At 42.8% G+C, this 19745-nt stretch carries 17 protein-coding genes; all 17 read right to left on the reverse strand.

Going from position 1 to position 19745, the window contains the following annotated elements; genetic code table 11:
• Positions 1–189: 189 nt before the first annotated feature.
• The 17 genes from FBQ94_RS16285 to FBQ94_RS16365 all read right to left on the reverse strand — a co-directional run bounded on the left by FBQ94_RS16285 (position 190) and on the right by FBQ94_RS16365 (position 19649).
• Positions 190–336: a hypothetical protein gene (locus FBQ94_RS16285; RefSeq protein ID WP_285442269.1), complete on the reverse strand. Its 147-nt coding sequence runs from the start codon at positions 334–336 to the stop codon at positions 190–192.
• 56 nt (positions 337–392) lie between these two features.
• Positions 393–566 (reverse strand): hypothetical protein, encoded by a 174-nt coding sequence (locus FBQ94_RS16290; RefSeq protein ID WP_285442270.1) that lies wholly within the window; start codon positions 564–566, stop codon positions 393–395.
• A 12-nt stretch (positions 567–578) separates the two neighbouring features.
• Entirely contained in the window at positions 579–872 is a 294-nt protein-coding gene (locus tag FBQ94_RS16295) for a magnesium transporter MgtE N-terminal domain-containing protein (RefSeq protein ID WP_285442271.1), read from the reverse strand.
• Positions 805–2013: a 3-dehydroquinate synthase gene (locus tag FBQ94_RS16300; RefSeq protein ID WP_007222885.1), complete on the reverse strand. Its 1209-nt coding sequence runs from the start codon at positions 2011–2013 to the stop codon at positions 805–807. The genes FBQ94_RS16295 and FBQ94_RS16300 overlap by 68 nt, the downstream gene beginning before the upstream one ends.
• Positions 2004–3332, reverse strand: coding sequence for an alkaline phosphatase family protein (locus tag FBQ94_RS16305; protein ID WP_007222886.1), 1329 nt, complete (start codon positions 3330–3332; stop codon positions 2004–2006). Before FBQ94_RS16305 ends, FBQ94_RS16300 begins: the two co-directional genes overlap by 10 nt.
• 167 nt (positions 3333–3499) lie before the next feature.
• Entirely contained in the window at positions 3500–4444 is a 945-nt protein-coding gene (locus FBQ94_RS16310) for a UbiA family prenyltransferase (RefSeq protein ID WP_007222887.1), read from the reverse strand.
• Positions 4445–4457: 13 nt separating this feature from the next.
• Positions 4458–5294 (reverse strand): TatD family hydrolase, encoded by an 837-nt coding sequence (locus FBQ94_RS16315; RefSeq protein WP_007222888.1) that lies wholly within the window; start codon positions 5292–5294, stop codon positions 4458–4460.
• Between the two features lie 447 nt (positions 5295–5741).
• Entirely contained in the window at positions 5742–7322 is a 1581-nt protein-coding gene (locus FBQ94_RS16320; protein ID WP_007222890.1) for a PQQ-dependent sugar dehydrogenase, read from the reverse strand.
• Between the two features lie 132 nt (positions 7323–7454).
• Positions 7455–8426 carry a glycosyltransferase family 2 protein gene (locus FBQ94_RS16325; RefSeq protein WP_007222891.1) on the reverse strand — a complete coding sequence of 324 codons (972 nt, stop codon included), beginning with the start codon at positions 8424–8426 and terminating at the stop codon, positions 7455–7457.
• On the reverse strand, positions 8423–10162 hold the full coding sequence (locus FBQ94_RS16330; RefSeq protein ID WP_007222892.1) for a carbamoyltransferase family protein: 1740 nt from the start codon (positions 10160–10162) through the stop codon (positions 8423–8425). The genes FBQ94_RS16325 and FBQ94_RS16330 overlap by 4 nt, the downstream gene beginning before the upstream one ends.
• A 127-nt stretch (positions 10163–10289) precedes the next feature.
• A complete protein-coding gene (gene waaF, locus FBQ94_RS16335; protein ID WP_007222893.1) occupies positions 10290–11387 on the reverse strand; it encodes a lipopolysaccharide heptosyltransferase II in 1098 nt (365 codons plus the stop codon).
• Positions 11388–11393: 6 nt separating this feature from the next.
• Positions 11394–11987, reverse strand: coding sequence for a D-glycero-alpha-D-manno-heptose-1,7-bisphosphate 7-phosphatase (locus FBQ94_RS16340; protein WP_007222894.1), 594 nt, complete (start codon positions 11985–11987; stop codon positions 11394–11396).
• Positions 11978–12706, reverse strand: a complete 729-nt coding sequence (locus FBQ94_RS16345) for an SDR family oxidoreductase (protein WP_285442274.1) — start codon at positions 12704–12706, stop codon at positions 11978–11980. Before FBQ94_RS16345 ends, FBQ94_RS16340 begins: the two co-directional genes overlap by 10 nt.
• Positions 12707–13236: 530 nt before the next feature.
• Positions 13237–14520 (reverse strand): ISAzo13 family transposase, encoded by a 1284-nt coding sequence (locus FBQ94_RS16350; protein WP_007222896.1) that lies wholly within the window; start codon positions 14518–14520, stop codon positions 13237–13239.
• Between the two features lie 605 nt (positions 14521–15125).
• Positions 15126–16664, reverse strand: a complete 1539-nt coding sequence (locus FBQ94_RS16355; protein ID WP_007222897.1) for a thioredoxin domain-containing protein — start codon at positions 16662–16664, stop codon at positions 15126–15128.
• A gap of 11 nt (positions 16665–16675) precedes the next feature.
• On the reverse strand, positions 16676–18328 hold the full coding sequence (locus FBQ94_RS16360; RefSeq protein WP_007222898.1) for an ABC transporter substrate-binding protein: 1653 nt from the start codon (positions 18326–18328) through the stop codon (positions 16676–16678).
• Positions 18315–19649: an SCO family protein gene (locus FBQ94_RS16365; RefSeq protein WP_007222899.1), complete on the reverse strand. Its 1335-nt coding sequence runs from the start codon at positions 19647–19649 to the stop codon at positions 18315–18317. Before FBQ94_RS16365 ends, FBQ94_RS16360 begins: the two co-directional genes overlap by 14 nt.
• Positions 19650–19745: the final 96 nt, after the last annotated feature.

Consider the following 19745-nt stretch of genomic DNA (forward strand, 5'->3'; position numbering starts at 1 on the left):
TTTGAGACACATATGCAGATCATGTTTCACCGAGAGTATTTTTCTCTCTGATTAAAGAACGAATCCAACCCTTTCTGGGTAATTATGACACAGTCTCTCCCGGAAGGGGACATTCCCCGATCAGGTCGAGAACTATAGATAAATTCAATAGAATTATGGTATGCACTAACTTGCCTATCAAAGTGTTATTTAGTCAGTGGTAAAGTCATATCTTTTAAATAAAGATGCAACCTTTTCCTGATCGTCTAAGGTATGAACAGATACGACATCGGAATTCATGATGTCGCCGACTGTAGTATTCTCATCGCTCAAAATAAGCTTTCTGATAGACAGCACGCCCTCAAGCCTTCTGACATTATCTATAATATAGCAGTTATTGATGGTTTTCTTATCTATTTTCCGGTAGCTTTGATATGATTAAGAGCTTCCTTTACTGTCATCTGCTTTCTCAAATCAACAAATTCGATAGTCATAACACTACCGGTTGAGTCTTCCGGGTACTTGAGAAACTGGTTTATTAATTTTCTCTTTTCCTCATCGGTGTTCCTTAAAACCTTCTTCACCACATTGGAAGACATTTACTCAAGAAAATCTACCGCATCATTTAAAAAAAGCTTACTCACGATATCCTTTATTTCCCCGTCTGTAATCGATTCAATAACATATTGCTGTAATTCTAAGGGTATATAGGAAAATACCTCCGATGCAATTTCCTTGGGAAGTATTCTGAAAAGAATAAGAAGCTTTTCTCTCTCAAACTCCGTAAGAAGCTGAGCTATATCCACAATGTTCATATCGAGTATTTTATTTCTGACTTCCAGATACCTGTTTTCCTCGATCAGTCTTTTCAGGATATCCTGCCGGGCAGACATCATAAATCTCCTTCATTTTCTTCACAGCCTGTTCTATCTCATCATGTGAAATACTATTAATCTGGCAACTACTGCCAAGATGGTCAGGCATAATTAAGGTGAGCTTTCCACCCAGATGTTGCCGGAATTCCTCGAGTCCATGATAAATATTGAGGAATTTATCATTCTCTCTTTTCTCAAGAAGAGGATGCCATAACAGAAAACCACAATCCTTAAGGCCGTAATAAACAAGGTCATACTCATCTTTATTAACGAGACCACGATTTTCAGCAATGGTCATATCAAGCACAAGACCAAGCGCAACTGCTTCTCCATGACGAAGCTCATACCCGCTCATTGCCTCGAGATAATGACCACTCCAATGTCCAAAATCTAATGGCCGCGAAGATCCGTTCTCAAAGGGATCATTTCCTGAAGCTATGTGGTCAGTATGAAGCTGGACGCAACGTATGATTAACCTTTCCATTACCTCCGCATCATGCCGAAACAATTCTTTCGACTTGCTTACCAGATATTCTAAAAACGAACGATCTTTAATAATGGCAACCTTGAAAGCTTCTGATACGCCAGAAAGCCAGTCCCTTGTATCCAGGGTCTTTAAAAAATCAAAATCGTTAATCACCGCATAGGGAGGTGTAAAGGTGCCAAAATAATTCTTTACTCCAAAAAAATTGATACCATTCTTTACGCCAACACCGGAATCATTCTGTGAGAGCACTGTTGTTGGCACCCGTATATGACGTATCCCCCTCTGGCTGATAGAGGCAATAAATCCCACGGCATCAAGCACTGCGCCGCCTCCAACGATAACTATATAAGAATGGCGATCCAGTTTATTCAGCCGCAGGGCATATGCTATATCCTTATAGTATTTAAAATCATTTTTACATCGTTCTCCCCCATCCAGAATAACGGCGGGAGAAATCATTTCTGCACACCTTGTATGGATACGAAACCAATTCTCAATACGATGCTCTATGCCAGGCCAGGAAGCAACAACTCCTGAATCAAGAAAAACCATAACTTTTGATTGTGGATCTTTCAATACCTCTTTTAATACATAATTTTCAGGATGAAATACATCATGGGTAAAATGTACAGTATAATGAAAAGTAACTTTTATTCGTTGCTCTATTCGCATGGTAATGGATGCAGCTTCTCTTCCAGATTTACCCTTACATCGAGAAGGCTCTTTATACTTAGGGAAAGATCCATCAGGGTGACAGGATTACCTGGCAATTCTCTATCGGATACATAGAAAATTGGTTCATTTTCATCAACGCGGCCGTGAGTTCCTTTAATCCTCGATGGATTTTGAGATATAAAAGGAGGCCATCCCCAAAATAACTCACAGGGGTCATACCCGGGTTTATTATGTATATCTACATGGAAGGCATATTCGGGGGCCTCTTTTACCTCTGTCCACCACCTGTAATCAAACCATGCGCCTTGTTTCGCCACGAGTATCAACTCTCCGCTTCGTGTATGGTCAACCCCGGCTTCAGCTTTAGTAGCGCCGTCCAGTATGGTATCAACATGGGGCATCTTACCCAGGAGCGATCTTACTTCTTCTATTAAGTTTTGATTAAATACATAGACATGAGCTACCTGATGATCCACAACGCTAAATGCTGCACTCGTATAAAAATCGGGATACTGCATGCCCTGTACAGAACGCGTCTTTAATAAACCGGCCTTTTTCAATACGATATTGGGAAATACGACCGTATTTGCAGGAGTGACAGGGTAATCTCCGAAGAGAATAACCCGGTATTTTTCCTTCTGTGCAGCGCGTAAAAGTTCGCCAACAAGAGAATACACCTCAACAAATGCCTTTTTGCTCACGGTTGAGTCAGGACCGTACCTTTGAAGCGCATAATCAAGATGAGGTAGATATGCATACAGCAGATCTGGCCTCTCGTTTTCCATAACATTCATAATTGCTTTTACGATCCATCGACTCGATCTCCTGGAGGCAAACGGCCCCCAGTAATGATGAAGAGGAAATGTCCCCTTTAATTCTTTTTCCAGTCGTACACTTATGTGTGAAGGTTCTGAAATGCAATTCATTATTATGCCACCACGGTGTTTATGGATTGGAGCAGGGGAAAGGAAAACATCACTTCCTGGTCCGAGTGACTGCTGAATAAACATCTGAGCAACTCTCCCTCCATGCGAGCGAAAATTTTCCCAAATAAGTGGCCGCTGAATGAGGCGGACACTCTGTTCCCAGAACAATGGCTTCCATTGATCCTTAAAGAAAAATCCATTTCCTACAATACCGTGCTGTGCAGGAAGAGAGGCAGTACGCATGGTAGCCTGAACCACGCAAGTTAATCCGGGGAATACTCCCTGCATCGGTTTAATATCAAGATCGTACAGCCTCTGATCATCCAGATTATTTCTTAAAAAGTTATATCCAAGCCCTGCTATTTGAAGTAAGAGAATTTTCTGTTCCATATTCTAAAGGCTCATTTTTAAAAATCCTGCAATAGGACACGGAAGAACACAGATAAACACAGATTTTTCAATAAGAGATATAAGCATATCTCCATTGTGAGTTTCTTGGTACGTATCCGTGTTTATCTGTGTTCTTCTGTGTCCAACTGCAATTTTTATATTCCATGTTAACTGCTATAAAATTTTCTTGATGCCAGTCCGGAGGTGAAGAAGAGCAAAAGTAAAAACGCTATAAGGGAAAGGTGGTAGTATCTCTGTTGAGGTTCCATACCTATCGTTATAAGGGTACATTGAATCAGCAGCAAACTACGGATTAAATCTCCTATTCTTGCAGGAATTTGTTCACGATAATATCGTATATGCCCAATGATATAAAAAATCCATGCAAAGGTTATAAAGAACGCACACATCTTTAGCAGTGAAATTCCTGTAATATACAAGGGCACCCCAAGGGTTAAGAGAGAGATAAACGGCAACCAACACATCACGGCAGATGGCGGTCTCTTTATTTCACTATATGCAATAGAACTGACCGATACGATATAAAGTGCTTCTATTCCTGCGCCATACAATATCTTACTATGAAAGGAGTTGGTAACAATAGCAGCGCCTAAAAGAACATTTAACCCCCGGCACAATCCCATGATTATAAAACTTAACCACGGAATTCTCCTGGCAAGCTTATTATAGAGAAGGATAAACATTACCAGAAGCAACACAATGGTAAAAACCCATGTCCTTTGAATAGCAAAAAATGGTAAAAGATTATTTTCACTTATCAGAAAACTGATAAGTAATGCCATACCTATTAAGATTGAGGATACAGCAAGCGCTGTCTTCGGACATATCCGCCCTGAGGGCATCGGGCGTAATGGCCTTTCTTCTTTATCTATTTCATAATCGGCATAATCATTCAGAATTAAACCTGAAATATATAAGGATAATGAAATAATAATCACGGGAAAAATCACAGAGAGTTCATTTTTGGCAATACCGGCAAGAAAAGCCCCAACCAAAATATCCCCGGGCACAGTAAAAAGATTTGGAAGACGAACAAGCTCCAACCAACTGTGTAAAATCTCAACGTGATAAAATACTTCTCTGTTTTTCATTGAATCACTATGATTACCTCTGATAGTATGAAACGGGAACAGGTTCGATATGATAATTTGGCTTCCACTTTGGCGACTGACTATAAAACTCATGCGCATTATCGTGAAAGAGCCGTTTAAGAGTTTCTTCCCTATAACCATCGTTTCGTAAAAATTCTATAGTCTTCGGTAAAGATAACGGATCAGAAATACCCCAATCCGCACTGCCATTTATAATCATGCGCCCTGCTCCATATTCCTTCACGATATGCGATACACGCCGTGGATTCAGTTTGGAATAGGGATATACGGTAAGCCCGGTAAAGCATTCGGTATTCCGCGTAATACTCATGGTCTCTTCTGTATTATGGTCAATTTCTATTCTCCTTTGGTTTACACCTTCAGCCTTTATGATATCTACGATAATCTTTGCGCCTTCTGCCTTTCTGAGGTGAGGTAAATGGACTATTACCGGCATAGTTCTTTCTTCCGCAATGAGAAGCTGACGGCGAAATGCATAGATCTCATTTTCGGTAATCGTATTAAGCCCTGTCTCACCTATTCCAATACATCGCGGATGATCCAGATACTCATTGATTCCGGAAAGCACTTCGTCTGTCAGTGTTTTATTTTCAGCTTCTTTGGGATTACACGATATGCAGCAATAATGATCTATTCCAAAACGGCTGGCGCGTACTGTTTCAAATTCTAAAATGAGATGGAAATAATCAAAAAAACTGCCCGCATAACGACGATGAGAACCAAGCCAGAATGATGGTTCTACAACCACCCGTATACCAGCCTTGTACATTGCCTGATAATCATCAGTAATTCTTGAATACATGTGAATATGAGGTTCAATGATATACATAGATCTCTTTGAGGTAATTACTCAAAATAAGGTGCAAAACCTGACCCATAAGTTGTCCAAGAAGATTATCTTTTAACAGTCATTGCAGGCAAACCAAAGCCCAGAGCAAAGCAAAGGAGAAGTAATCCCCCTTGATCCCCCTTTAGAAAAGGGGGAAATGTGGGTATTTCTTTCGTTTCAGAAAGAGAATTAACAATTCCTGTATCTCCCCTTTGACAGCTTCCCAAGCCTTTCCTTTTCAAAACGCTCACATGTCTCCTCCTTTTCTCAATCATTTATACGTCTCCCTCTTTTCTAAAGGGGGATCAAACGCTTCATTCACTTCTCCTTCGTAATGATACGATACTACCCATTACCCTTTTGGACAACCCTTATCCATACCACCCTTACGATCCAACAGTATTTTAAGCAATTACTCTTTGTGAAAGGTATACCGTGGAAATATCCTTATCGATTATCTGTCTGCCTCTCTGCAACCGATCTTCCCGGCAGTGCAGACAATCCAGCTGGTGGAATAGCAACCGTTGCGCCCTCAGGCACAATCCTCCAGATTACACCGGTGCCCGGAAATGGCTTGGGAAAAGGTACACGTGTACTTAGAGCCTCCATTACCCCAAAATCCACTACATACATCGCCTGTCCATCAGGAGAAAAAACGACATCAAGCGGCCTTCTTAACCCGGCAATAGATGGCGGCAATTCACCGGTAATCAGGTTAGCCTGCAAATCGGTCCTCTTACCTTCCGCATTAGCAAAGAATGTTTCCGTATGTTGATTCTGTAGATTGATCCGCACGATTTTATGACCGGGATGTTCCATCTGCTGCTGGCCAGTTATTGGTGTCGCATCTCCGAAAAATGCCATGAAGAGATGTTTCGAATTACCAAAACGGCCACCCTTATCAAAACCGATTTTCATCACTGCTATATGTGGTTGAAATGTCATAAAAGGCTTCTCTACCGGTGGATGTTCCTCCATTAAGAATTCAGGCTGAGGCCGGTCTTTCGGCTTAAATCGCTTATCCGTTACCGGAATACCACCTGCATAGTCAGGCCAGCCGTACCATACCCCTTCCTTGATTATATACAAATCATCAGTATCGTTGGCAATCGGACGGCTGCCTCTTTCATCAAAACCATGCTCAGACGCATACAACTGCCCGTCCGTCCCCCACATCACACCAAAGGGATTGCGAAATCCCCATGCATATACCTCCAGATTTGAACCATCAGGATCCATCCGAAGGATTGTGCCATTAGCCTTGGTAACTCCTGGCACAGTTTTACGCGATACTTCTCCAAACGGACTGAACGCCCCTGTTCTTACAACAGCGGTACCCTTTCCGCCACCCATAATAAATGGATTAATGGTCACAAATTTCGTTCCATTCAAGGTAACATCCCGTGCTGGCTTATCGCAGATATGTGGATACAATGGCAGCCACAGATATAAAAAGTTATCAAGCCCCACTACACCTGAATTTGTTACTGTTCCTTGTCCAAAGTAAATCTTACCATCCGGTCCTGCTGTCATCTGATTATTATGATGATCTCCCAAACTTGGCAGCCCTGTTATCAGGTCTCTTATCCCGCCATCAGAATCCAACACCGAAACCTTTCCCCGATGTGATATATAAAGAAGTCCTTTGTACCACAACAAATCAGTTACCGGCCCCATGAGCCAGTTTGCTGCAATCCCGATAGTACCATCCGGAGAAACCCGTAGTACCCGTGCCGGAGCGCTTGGATCACCATACGAATACCCCGACTCCGCAATGTACATATTCTGTTTATCATCAAATTCTACACTTGTTGGGTAGACCAAATCCTTCATTACAACTTCTACCCGATATCCCTCAGGAACAGTAGTAACAGCGGGATTTGGATCCGGAATTACCGGCATCTGTTCCGGCGCATTCTGAACTACCTCCGGCTTTGGCAGTGCCGCCATCCGTAAATTATAACCACACCCTGCTACGAATAAACCGGCTAAAAAAACAAGATTCCCTACATCCCTTTGTATCCTCATCGTGAAGTCCTCCTCTTGAAAGGTCTCATTTTGTTACAACACTAATGCGGCCGTCATCTTCCATATAGGCTGCTTTTACCATACTTAGTTCATCAATTCCTTAAAGGGTTGCCCTACAAATTCGAAAAAAAGTTACAAAAAGAACACACGGAACTTTATTGCTCCATAGACACGCCAGAAAACAGCAAGAAATGGTATCACAACCGATGTAACTGCCATCTCAGCTATATGGATAAAAGAGCGGGATGTTTTCCGTACCCGTTTAAAAAAAAATCTCCCTGTCATTAATATCCAGACACCCAGTAAGCCCATAGTCACATACTCTAAGTTGTATATAACACTAAAAGGAAGAAGGATTGAGGCACAAACAATACTATAATAATCCCACGGCGGTAATTGCTGTATGCGCTGGCGGTACAACACCGGATGTTTTTTGTAGAGTAATGCATTAAACATACATTTTTTGTGTTCCCGAAGACTAATCCCCCATGGCGCATACCTTACCGGGTGGATAACTACTGCCTCTCTGGCATACACCAGCTTTACATTTTTTTTTAGTAAGGTAAAAAACAAATCGGCATCCTCTCTCCATGCAGCGGTATATTTTTCATCAAATCCCCCCGCCAGGCGTATTACATCCCGCAGGTAAAAACAGTTTGCGGTAACAAATTCAGAGTGTTCAAGCCTGGAAACAGTATATTCATAATCGGTAGGAACGGACGGAATCGGAACGATAATTTTCCCCGATACACCCACTACTCCTTTCGTAAAAGCAGCGACTCCAGCCTTGAGCCATGTTGATGAAGGAATACAATCATCATCAGTAAAAGCAACGATATCGCCGGCTGCAACCCGCCAACCACAATTTCTGGCGGCAGCAGGACCATGGGTATTACCGGCAGGAATATAGCGAAGGGAGGGGAAGCCTCTTCGGGTTTTTTCTCTTTCAACAAGCTTTTGAGTTTCCTGTCTCCTGGCATCGTCCACGACAATAATTTCATAGGAAGAAGATTCATATTCCTGAGCAAAAAGGCTTGTCAGACAACGCTGCAATAATTCATCCCGCCTGAATGTCGGTAGTATAACGGAAACAGAGATAGTCATTTTCTTTCCTTTGGTTTCTCCAGCAAATATGAACCGATAACCAGGGCATCCAGCGGCGAAGTCCAAAAACATTCTACGGCATCACGTGGAGTGCATACAATTGGCTTGCCACGGGTATTAAATGATGTATTAATCAGGATAGGCACTCCCGTATGCATTTTAAATGCATGGATGAGATCGTAATACGCTGGGTTGTATTCCCGCTTAATCGTCTGAATACGCGCAGATCCGTCAATATGGCATACGGCAGGTATGAGATCCGCCTTCTCAGGCCGTACACTGTGCACAAAGGTCATAAAGGGAGAGATTCCTCCGTTGATAAACCAGTTTGATGCCTCTTCCTCAAGTACTACAGGCGCAACAGGCCTGAAATCTTCCCTGTCCTTAATCTCATTCAAGCGGGCTTGCATACATGCCTTCATGGGAGAAGCTATGATTGAACGGGCGCCAAGGGCTCTAGGTCCAAATTCCATCCTCCCCTGAAACCAGCCAATCACCTTATCCTGAATGAGCAGAGCCGTGACCTCTTCTGCAATATCTGATAATTTGCGGTGATGAAGTTTCGACCAGGAGAGAAATTCCTTAATCTCATAGTCACTGTAGCCGGGACCGAGATAGGTATGTTCCATACTATAATCTCTTTTACCCTGGAACTTTTTCCTCATGAGTGCATCTGTCCATAATGCTGCCCCAAGGGCTGTGCCTGCATCGCCGGCTGCTGGTTGAACCCACACATGTTTAAAAGGCCCCCTATCACGCAGATAAGCATTCATTACACAATTGAGGGCTACACCTCCGGCCATGCACAGGTTATCGTCACCGGTTTTTTTCTGCAACCAATGAACAATATATAATACAGTCTCTTCAAGAACTGTTTGAAGAGAGCTTGCAATATCATAATGATACTGGTGAAGTGGTCCTCCCCGCTTTCTCGCCGGCCCAAAAAGTTTCTCTAAAGATGGCCGCACAATCGTATATTGACCATGATCTTTAACCTGTATGATTTTACGAAATTCATCCGCGTAAACCGGCTTACCGTATGATGCAAGCGCCATGACTTTGTATTCATCGGAGGAATGCTGAAAACCGAGGTATGTTGTCATCTGTTCGTAAAAAAGACCGAGCGAATGAGGCATAGTAACTTCTCCCAAACGCTCAAGTCTGCAATCGGCGCCGAGACTATAACTGGTTGTTGTCTTTTCTCCCCTTCCATCGAGTGTTAACACGGCTGCACTACGAAAAGGCGATGCAAAAAAAGCGCTTGCGGCATGTGCGGTATGATGGTCTATAAAATGCCATGTATACGGCCCATCGATACGGGCTTTTCTAAAACGCTCTTTCAAATGATAGGGAACTCCATCCACAAGCTGACGGGGAGCATTTATAATTGACGAGATAAAAAGAGGGTCCCACGGAGATTCCCATGATTCAGATACCTTATGTGCGCTCGGTTCGAGAGGTAAGGTTATTACTGCATCCCTGCCGTCTTCTTTCAGCAGCAGGAATGGATTGTACGAATAAGCAATATGATCTACTTCTGAAAGGATAAGTCTTGCCTCTTTCAGGCAATAATCAATTGCATGAAAGGGAAGTTCGTATGTTGAAAATGGAATTGGACGTTTCCCATGTTTTATTCCGGTAAACCGTTCCTCCTCAGATGCAGCTATAACTTTTCCATTTTTAACAAGACATGCTGCAGAATCATGATACGCAGCATTAATTCCGAGGGTATACATTCATGAACTCTCCTCTCTTTTTATATCAATAACAAGCAGGATAAGGCTTTAGCCTTGCCGCTCTGCGTATTTCTCCGGAATTTTGTCGAAAATTCACCTGCTATCAAAATAATCCTGATTAACAACCCTATAATACCTCCCGGGATTGCCCGGCTCCTTCTCTCAATAATTCACAGGCAGCGTTTACCACAGTACCTGGAGATAATAATCTTAAACAATTATGATGCACTTCAGGGCAAATACTCTTATAGCAGTATTTGCAAGGCACATCGTGAAACAATACATGATGCGGAACTTTCCACGGTGTATGCTGTGGATTCGTGAGTGCATACAAGTCAACCACAGGTACACCTAATGCAGAGGCCACATGCACGGGCGCGGTGTTATTTGAAATTAAGAGCGACGAACATGATATCAGCGCCGAAAGCTCACTAAAATTCAGTTTACCAGCAAGGGAATACGAGGGCATACCAATCATGTTTTGAATAGTATGAACAAGCTCCTGTTCTGTTTCTGATCCCGTCAAAATAAGCAGAGAACCCGTTTCTTCAGCAAAACATCGGGCAACGGCAGCAAAACTTTCAGGTGGATATCTGCGTGATGGAGCGCTGGCACCGGTATGCATTACTACCCATGGCCGTTTTTTCTCTCTGTTCATTTCCCTGAGAATGGTGAGAACCTTAGCCCGTGCCTGGAGCGGCACGGAGAGGGAGATCCGTTCATCGGCAGTATGGCAGCCAATTGCTGCAACGAGATCAAGCTGACGCCGGACCTCATGACGGGTATATTGTTTCGGTTCGGGATCAGGCAGCCAATGCGTAAGAAGCTGATAAGGATTCTCATGACAATAGGCAAGACGGAGTGGGATATCTGCCAGATAACATAAGAAAGCCGATGGCAGCGGGTTTTGGGTATATACCGTAAAAATAACTGCAGCATCAAACCTGCCCTGTCTCAAATACTCAACCATGGTGTATTCAGATTTGCTGTTGTGAGCCGGAGCCGTAGCTTTTATCCAGGGTGCATCGTATATGATGACATTGTCTATCTCAGGAATCAACCCCGATAATTTTGCACCTGATGAAGAAGCCAGAAGCGTAATCTTACGCCCGGCGCAAGATTCCTTAAGGGCGCGAATTGCCGGGGTTGTCATAAGTACATCCCCAATATTATCGAGCCTTACACAGAGAACGTTTTTACAAGTATCCCAGTCATGTGAAATCATAACCTTTTATCTATTCATCATAATTCTTCTATCAATGAGTGTTATCAAATGTGCAGCTTCTAAAAGATTTTCCATAATATAATGCGGCATTCGATTGGGAGAAAGTACCCATTCTGTCTCATTGCCGTTATCTATAAGAACAGTCTTACATCCTGCACGGCGTCCTGCCTCAACATCGTTCAGGATATCGCCAATAAACCAGGATTGCTTAAGATCTATGTTCAGCTCATGGGCTGCCAGGAATAGTAGCCCTGGTGCAGGTTTCCGGCAGGTACACGCCATAGCATAATCAGGTATCCCATCGGGAAGATGAGGACAATAATAAAATCCCGCAAGCGACACGCCAAACCCAGCCATACAATGACGAATATGCATTTCTACGTTGCGCAAATCTTCTTCTGAAAAGTAGCCACGGGCTATCCCCGATTGGTTCGTAATTATCACTAACCTATACCCGGCAACATCAAGAAGTTGTAAGGCATCCCTGACGCCTGGCACAAACCGTATGTGACGAGGGTCAATATTATACGGCACATCCTCTATGATAGTACCGTCTTTATCCAGGAAAATAGCTTGTGCCATATTGAATATTAAGGCCATGATGTCTCATGCATGGGAAGGACCATTACCTCCGGTATAACCGTCTCGTCAGGCAGCATTAATACAAACTTAACAGTCCCTGCAACGTTTTTTGGCTCCTGAAGTGTATTCAAATCTATATCGGGAAATCTCTCCAGAAGAAACGGTGTGCGCATCCCGCCACTTATTACCGCTATTACTTTGATATTTTGCTTTCGGGCCTCTACATGAAGTGCATGGCTAAAGCCGAGAAGTCCCCATTTACTTGCATGGTATGCAGATGCATTCGCCCACGTTCTTTTTGCTGCAGTAGATACAATATTTACGATATTACCTCTGCCACGCTGTTTCATAACACTCAATGCGTATTTTGACATAAGAAACGGACCGCGTAAGTTTACCCGAATGATACGATCCCAATCAGCAACAGAGATCTCATCGACAGGCAGCGTTACATCAATTCCTGCATTATTAATGAGTATATCGAGATGCCCGTATCTTGCCACTACCTGGTTTACGGCCTCTTCTGCCTGTTGTTCATCACCAACGTCAAGCGGCAAAGCCATAGATTCAATACTCTTTATTCTCAAGTCGTCAGCTATCTTTTTAACAAGTTCTTCCCTGATATCAGTCAGAACTACGGTAGCCCCAGATTCTCCCAACATGCGGCATATGGCTTCGCCAAGCCCCCGCCCTCCTCCGGTAACTAAAGCCACATTTCCCTTTAATTCATTTAACACCTTCAAAAATTCTGAATACGATAGTATATACGCAATTTAATTGCCACCTCTCATATTCCACATAAAAAATTTATACAAATAACTAAAAATCCTTAATGCATAAGGTTGCGTTTTTTTATTTGAATGAGAATGGAGAAAATATGCAGGACGGCAAGGCTAAAGCCTTGCCCTACTTGTTATTGATGTAAGAAAAATGGAGTTGTAAAAAACGTGACTTGTCACAAAAGTGTGACATTGCAAGAAGTGCGTCATGTCACACGTTGCCCATATTCCTTCAAGATGGATCTTAAGAGTTTACGACATGCAGAACAGCTCTCCCATACAAGGATGGATCGGGCAAGGCGAAGAAGCAATCACTGCCTTTGGGATTGCTTCGGAAAAGACCCTCACCATGACTGATGAGGTAGTCTTTCTCTTGTTGAGAATATGTTCGGCTTCGTCCTTCCCTTGGGAGACTATAGCTTGCTTTCTATATAATATAATGTGCACTGGAAATATGAATGTAACGGATGAGAGAAAAGATTGCCGGACTAAACATGCGATACCCGTTCCCGGAGGTTGTTATGACGCACTCTTTCTTTGCTATCTCGGCTCTCATTCTTTTCTGGTACAATAATGAAATTCCATTGCAAAGGTGTTCCCTGGAATTCGCTGCCTAGTTCTGTCATTTCATAATCTGGTATTCCCATCTCTATTTTACGATTATCCGTATCAAAAAGAGGCCTCTTTTTTGAAGTTTTCGAACCGGGAGAGTTGATTACCTGGATAACAGTTTCAAAGTTTACCAACGATTCTCCTTTCCGGTTCATACTGACAAAAGAAAATGTTTTATACTCTACATTACTCCATTTGCTTATCCCCGGAGGAGAATAACATACCGTGATACGTTTCTGTATTTCATCGGATATTTTTTGTAAATAGTATTTCCATTCTTCACCATGAAGACCGTTATTTTCTGAGCCATTTATACAAATCATAATACTTTTTGCATGAGGGTATTGTTTAGATCCAAAGAGGAACCACCATTCTTTAACACTCTCTGCGGTAAACTCTATCGCATCACGAGATACTTCAACAGTGGCCATTCCATTATTTTTCTGAATATCGTACGATCCAAAAGCTGTTGTTTTGTTATCAGATAATGTGGAAAGACCATATCTATGTATTTGTTCTGAATATCCTTTTGGGGACAATCTTTTATCAGGATTTTTACCTCTATCTCTTCGCTCTTTCTTTTTTATATCAACCGATATTACCGGATTCCCTTCACGAATATGCTTTTTTGCAAGGCTATTTATATACTGAAACTGATGTTCGCGCTCTTTACGTGAAATCCCTTTCCACATTTTTCCATTAAATTGTAAAGAATACTCCAGCTCTTTAAGCCTTCGCTGGACGGTATCCTCACTTATAGAATACCCTAGCTCCTTTATTTGATCGCTGATCTGATACGTAGATTTCGTTGTCCATGTAAGCAAGCTTTTCGGATCATTTGCTGTTGTCTCGTTTACAATATGCTTTAGTATATGTAAAATTTCAGGATTCTTTTCTTCTACCTTTTTTCGTCCTCCTCCGGGTTGGCGTATTCTCCCCTCTTCGTACAATGTCCCTAATGTCCCTTTTGATTTAAGCTCTTTTATCCCTCTTATTACCGTAGGTTTTGATAAACCGGTAATATCACATATTCTCTTGATTCCTCCGTGTCCAAGAAGCATAGCTTCTCTGGCAACAAACCACCGGGTTTGTGCCTCATTGAGCGTATTCAAAATCTTTAAGAAAATTTTTTCTTGTTCTTTGCCTGTTAACTTTATCATAATTCTTTCGTTTCCTTTCAAAAAAACATCTTTCTCATAAATTATGAAGTCTAACTGTAGATGTATTAGCAATATACTTACCAAAAAATTTTTTCCGGAGAAACTTATCGTAAGAATAAAATTAAAACATAAGTAACTGGAATTTAAGAATATATGAGTATCTGGTAAGCTGGCTTGTACCATATGTTTTATTTTTTAGGATAAAGTAATTTATATCTTCTGTATGAATACAGATACAGTGATCACACACTATCACCTAAAAAATTATGGCTTAAGTCCTTATATCAAATTTTACATGACCACAAAAACATACAATGAGTAGGTAATTGCATGCACGGTAACGTGAAATTTGGGGGTTATTCCGGGTGGAATGAGGATTCTCCCGCTCGTGAAAAATGATGTGAAAATTACAAAAAGAGGTATATTGACTGGAATTGTGAGTTTTGTATAACTTCAAGTTAAAGACGGCAACACGGACAAACGGAGTCTGTCTGTGCCACCCTGAAAACCACTTACATAAAATGAAAATTCCTATACAATCAAGCTGAAGTATGCATCAATCTCGAAGTAAGCACATTCTTATCTGGTAGTATTCCTGGCTTTTTTTACTTCATCGCTACCTCCTTCCAGGCTGTTTCAATGGCTGCTTTCAGAGATTCATAGGTTTTCTCTGCAACGCGTCGGCCGTTCACAAAAACAGTTGGTGTCGAATTGAGTCCGAGCCGTAACGCTTCCATTCGGTCTTGCTTTACCTTATCAGCAAATTTCTCAGTATCAAGCGCTTCGTCAAACATCTTTCGGTTAAGCCCCAATTGGCTTGCATACTCTTTCAGATTGTCGGCACCGAGTGCTCTCTGATTCTGAAACAAAATGGCAATGTACTCCCAATAGTTACCCTGTTCGCGCGCAGCTTCAGCGGCAATAGCAGCCTTATAGGCGTTGGCATGCCGCTGTAACGGGAAGTCGCGCGCTACGAGCCTTACCTTATTACCATATTCTTTCATCAGTTCTTCAAGCATTTCATGTAAATTTGAACAAGTCGAACATTCATAGTCGATGAACTCCACAATAGTTATTGTAGCATTCTCATTGCCTTTCGATGGTTGATCCCGGGTCGAGATAGCTTCAATAGAACGTTTTGGTGCAGCAAGAAAGATCTCCAGAGCAGCTGCCTGGCGTAGTTGTTCAGTAAAAGCAGCCTTCGCCCGTTCTTCTTCGTGCTGTTTCAGATATTGAGTGATCTTACCCCTGTCAACTGCCATTCCGTGATTAGCGTCAACTCTATCTTTGTTCTTCATATAAAATGCCAGAATATCCTTCTTCGTTATTCTCTTCTGCCTCGAAGTAACTTCTGCGTTCAGTAGTTCCGGAATGGTAATATTCCTTCTCTGCGCCTCCTGCTGAAAAAGCAGATCATTTATCATGAGGTCAACGGTTTGTTTTTGCAACTCGTAGATCTGCTCTTGTACCTTAAAAATCTCTGGTTGAAGTTTTTTATCAATATCTCTCAGGGTAATCTTTTCGCCATTGACTACGGCAAGTACACGATCCGGCTCAGTAGTAACATCAGCAAGGGTCAGGTAGTCTACTACCGTCTGAATCTGAGCCTTCGAACGAAGGAGTTCGGCAAGCTTCTTTGCTTCCGCACTCTGGCGCTGTCTTTGAAGATAGTTCATAATCTGCTCTTTCAAGGCGTTAAACTCTCCTGAAAGCTGGCTCTTGTTCTCATGGTAGAAAGCCAACGCCTCCGCTTCAGTCGGTTCCTTGACTTTTGCTATAACTTCGTCCTGGAGTATCCTGGCAGTATCAATCTTACGCTTTTTCGCTTCCTGATCCAGGAGATCGGAATTAATCTTAAGATAAAGTTCGTTGGATCGCGCATCGAGCAAGACCTGCTGGATTTCGAATACGGAATCTCGGATCTTCTCATCAACCGCCTGCTGGCTAATGATTGTGCCATTAACTATGGCAACGGCATTGGATGGTATCTCTATATTGCAATCCTCACCATCCTCCTGTTTTCCACTGGACCCGATAGCTAATACCCTTTTCTCTTTTTTCAATACAGCATCAGTCTGAGCCAGAAGCACCGTGCCGAATACCATAATCTTTGCGAAAAGAAGTAATGATAGTTTATTCATCATTTATTATCCCTTTATTGCAATTTTACCCAATCACTGGCACTAATAACCTTTTTTTCTTCAGGATCTACTAATGCTATATAGGCTCCCAGTGCGCCGATGCGCCGGTTCGGACCGAAGGTTATCTGCGGTGTTAAACCGGTTTCAAACTCATACAATCCCTCAAGTACAGCTACCAGTCTTTCACGGCTCACATCCTTACCGGCACGCTTCAGTCCCTCGGCAAGTATTTTTGCTGAACAATAAGCTTCAATCTGAACAGGTAAGTGCTGTGCAGGAATTTTGTGTTTTTCAGCAAAGGAATGATATTCTTTCACGGAGGCGCGAATCATATCAGAGGGTCCCCGGGGAAAAGACAGAAAGATCTTATCTTTAAAGCCGGCAGAAACCGTGAGAATTTCCTTATCGATCAATGGACCAGGAATGAAAACAAAAGGTCTCCATTGAAACCGCCCGGCCTCACTCAGCAAGGCTTTTTGCTCATTTCCTGAGCAGAGAAAAAAGATCGCATCTATCTCTTTCTCCTTCATCTCTCTCACAAGACGTTTAGCCTCGAATTGATCATGCGGGTATGTGAGTATTACCCGTGAATCCCAGCCATTTTTTTTGCACTGCTCATCGATCGCATGGGTAATTTCCGAAAAAACTTCACCACCGGCAGAAAGGATTGCAATATGCGGATCCTCTGCACCAAACTTCTCCGATGCAAATTCAACCATAGCAAGAGATAGTTCTTTCACACCAGAGAACAAATAAAAAATATACCGGTTCAAAGGAAAATCCACCTGAGGAAAATTCGTTATAGCGCCCACAAGCGGAATTTCACGTTCCTGTATAAGTACATCAATTTCTCTCTCTGATCCCTCAATGAAAGCGCCATTGATAACGAATACTTCTTCCTCAAGAAGAGACATCGCATTCGCTTGTGTTGCTGCAGGGGTATCTCCTGAGACTGAAAACCTGAGTTCAATCCGGCGGTTGTAAATCCCTCCCTGTTCATTAAGGTCATGAAAATAGGACTGTAATACCTCTTTCATGGCCATTGCCATCTCTGACGGAAATCCTTTACCCGGCAAAATAGCCCCTACCAGGATACTCGTATCCGTCACCCCCGGCTCCTTTTCTTTCCCTAACCGCTTGAGATATACTATAAGATTATTAACCTCTTCCCGGGTAAAACGATAGACGGGCATTACAGGAGACAATTTATTCCCTGACGGATCGATTCCCTCAATAATGGCTCGCCGGAGAAACCGGTCCGTATAAGGCGGATGCCTTCTCCCGTTAGGATGAGTGATGCCATAGGGTTTCATCAAGAAATCCCCGGTTATATCAGAAGGTAATACCCCGCCTTCAGGCCTGCCTTTACCATCATATCCATGACAGCTTACGCATGGTAGCGCGCTGGCTGGCACTTCTGTTGTGTCATTACCCAATAATGCAGTAATCTCCCGGCCTGAAGCAGAAGAGCCAAGTAAGTATATCTGTTTTCCCTGTCTCTCCTGGGGTGTCAATTGCCGGTTTACGACCGTTCCGGCAGATACATGATTCTTCAGATAAAAAATCGCGATAGTTGCCAGTATCCATGCCACGAAAATCTTCAGAGACATACCGGTGTTAAGCCAGGAATGTCTCTGTATTGGCTCCAAACCTTTAATTGATACCATCGTTAAGCACTCCCTCTACCATAGGAATAAGCTCTTGAGCCTTTGCCAGCCCCATCGCCTTTTTCCAGAGTCCCGTTGCATCATTGCCGATAAGGAACTGACCACTGTGCTGATCTCTTTCTTCGACAAAAAAACCGAGCTTATAGAGGGTCTGATCCACATTCTCTTTTTTCCCGGACAAGAAATACCAACCGGGTTTTGCATGATAATTATCAGCATACTGTTTGAGGCGTTGTGGTGTATCGGTAATTGAGTCCACGCTGATGGAAATAATGTGCACATCCTTACCCAAACGTTCACCCACAGCCTCTTGTATTGCCAGCAAGTTTTTGCTCATGACAGGACAGATGCCCGTGCATTCGGTAAAAAAACAGTTGATAATAACGACCTTTCCCTTGATCAGATCGCTGTAAAACCGCATCTTATCTCCATACTGATTGACCAATTCCACATCGGAAAAATATTTCTGCGCCGCCGGATTTCCCCCCTGCACAGCAGTGTTTTGTTGTACCTCTCTGACAAGCTTCACGATCTCTCTTCCGGCAACTGCTTCTCTTTTATCTTTTCTTGCCCTATCCTTTTCTCCAGACAATTCTTTCTTCGGGTTATCCAGCATATCCTCAATGACCTGGACTAATTGAGCCGATGGCGCAAGACCGTTAACCCGTGTCCATTGTCCCTTCGCTCCATTACCCACAAGGACGAGAGGCGAATGGTCCTCTTTTATCGGGGTAAAGACCTTCAGGGCTTTAAGGAGCTTATCTACATCTTGTTTCTTCCCGGTAAGGAAGGTCCATCCCGGTTTTGCCCCGAACTTCTCTCCCCACGCCCTGAGCCTCTGAGGGGTATCATTCACGGGATCAACGCTGATAGAGATCAGATGGAAATCTCTGCCGGTACGATTACCCATGAGATTCTGGACTTTAGAGAAGTTAACGCTCAAGGGAGGACATATGGTGGTACAGGTGGTAAAGATAAAATTTATAGCTACCACTTTGTCTTTTACCAGGTCACTGTAAAAGCGTACCTTCTTTCCCTCCTGATTCAGGAGTTCCACATCCGGTATCTTCATATTTAAAGTTGCCGCAACCTTACCTCCCTCTTTCTGTGCTTTTTTTTCAGGTGGACAGCAAGGCTTCTGTTCTGTGCATTCCGGGGTTTCTGCCTGAATAGCTTGTTTCGGCTGTAAGGGAACCGGCTTAATCTCATCCTGGGAAAATGATACACCTGACCAGAAAAAACAGACCGCCGGCACCAGTAGTTGCCATGATCTGAGTAATCTTTTTCCGGACTCTTTACCGGAACAGATGAATTTTGACATTTCTGCAATCTCCACTTTTAAAATAGACCGTTCGGCGATTTTTTTATAACACCGGCGTAGGGGCAGGTTTTAAACCTGCCCCTACAATAAATATTG

Source organism: Candidatus Jettenia sp. AMX1 (genome assembly GCF_030263775.1).
Lineage (GTDB): Bacteria > Planctomycetota > Brocadiia > Brocadiales > Brocadiaceae > Jettenia > Jettenia caeni.

Excerpts from the sequence above, each read along its gene's own strand:
- FBQ94_RS16295 (WP_285442271.1), bottom strand. The coding sequence starts at position 872 with ATGTCTGCCCGGCAGGATATCCTGAAAAGACTGATCGAGGAAAACAGG.
- FBQ94_RS16300 (WP_007222885.1), bottom strand. The coding sequence starts at position 2,013 with ATGCGAATAGAGCAACGAATAAAAGTTACTTTTCATTATACTGTACAT.
- FBQ94_RS16305 (WP_007222886.1), bottom strand. The coding sequence starts at position 3,332 with ATGGAACAGAAAATTCTCTTACTTCAAATAGCAGGGCTTGGATATAAC.
- FBQ94_RS16310 (WP_007222887.1), bottom strand. The coding sequence starts at position 4,444 with ATGAAAAACAGAGAAGTATTTTATCACGTTGAGATTTTACACAGTTGG.
- FBQ94_RS16315 (WP_007222888.1), bottom strand. The coding sequence starts at position 5,294 with ATGTATATCATTGAACCTCATATTCACATGTATTCAAGAATTACTGAT.
- FBQ94_RS16320 (WP_007222890.1), bottom strand. The coding sequence starts at position 7,322 with ATGAGGATACAAAGGGATGTAGGGAATCTTGTTTTTTTAGCCGGTTTA.
- FBQ94_RS16325 (WP_007222891.1), bottom strand. The coding sequence starts at position 8,426 with ATGACTATCTCTGTTTCCGTTATACTACCGACATTCAGGCGGGATGAA.
- FBQ94_RS16330 (WP_007222892.1), bottom strand. The coding sequence starts at position 10,162 with ATGTATACCCTCGGAATTAATGCTGCGTATCATGATTCTGCAGCATGT.
- waaF (WP_007222893.1), bottom strand. The coding sequence starts at position 11,387 with ATGATTTCACATGACTGGGATACTTGTAAAAACGTTCTCTGTGTAAGG.
- FBQ94_RS16340 (WP_007222894.1), bottom strand. The coding sequence starts at position 11,987 with ATGGCCTTAATATTCAATATGGCACAAGCTATTTTCCTGGATAAAGAC.
- FBQ94_RS16350 (WP_007222896.1), bottom strand. The coding sequence starts at position 14,520 with ATGATAAAGTTAACAGGCAAAGAACAAGAAAAAATTTTCTTAAAGATT.
- FBQ94_RS16355 (WP_007222897.1), bottom strand. The coding sequence starts at position 16,664 with ATGATGAATAAACTATCATTACTTCTTTTCGCAAAGATTATGGTATTC.
- FBQ94_RS16360 (WP_007222898.1), bottom strand. The coding sequence starts at position 18,328 with ATGGTATCAATTAAAGGTTTGGAGCCAATACAGAGACATTCCTGGCTT.
- FBQ94_RS16365 (WP_007222899.1), bottom strand. The coding sequence starts at position 19,649 with ATGTCAAAATTCATCTGTTCCGGTAAAGAGTCCGGAAAAAGATTACTC.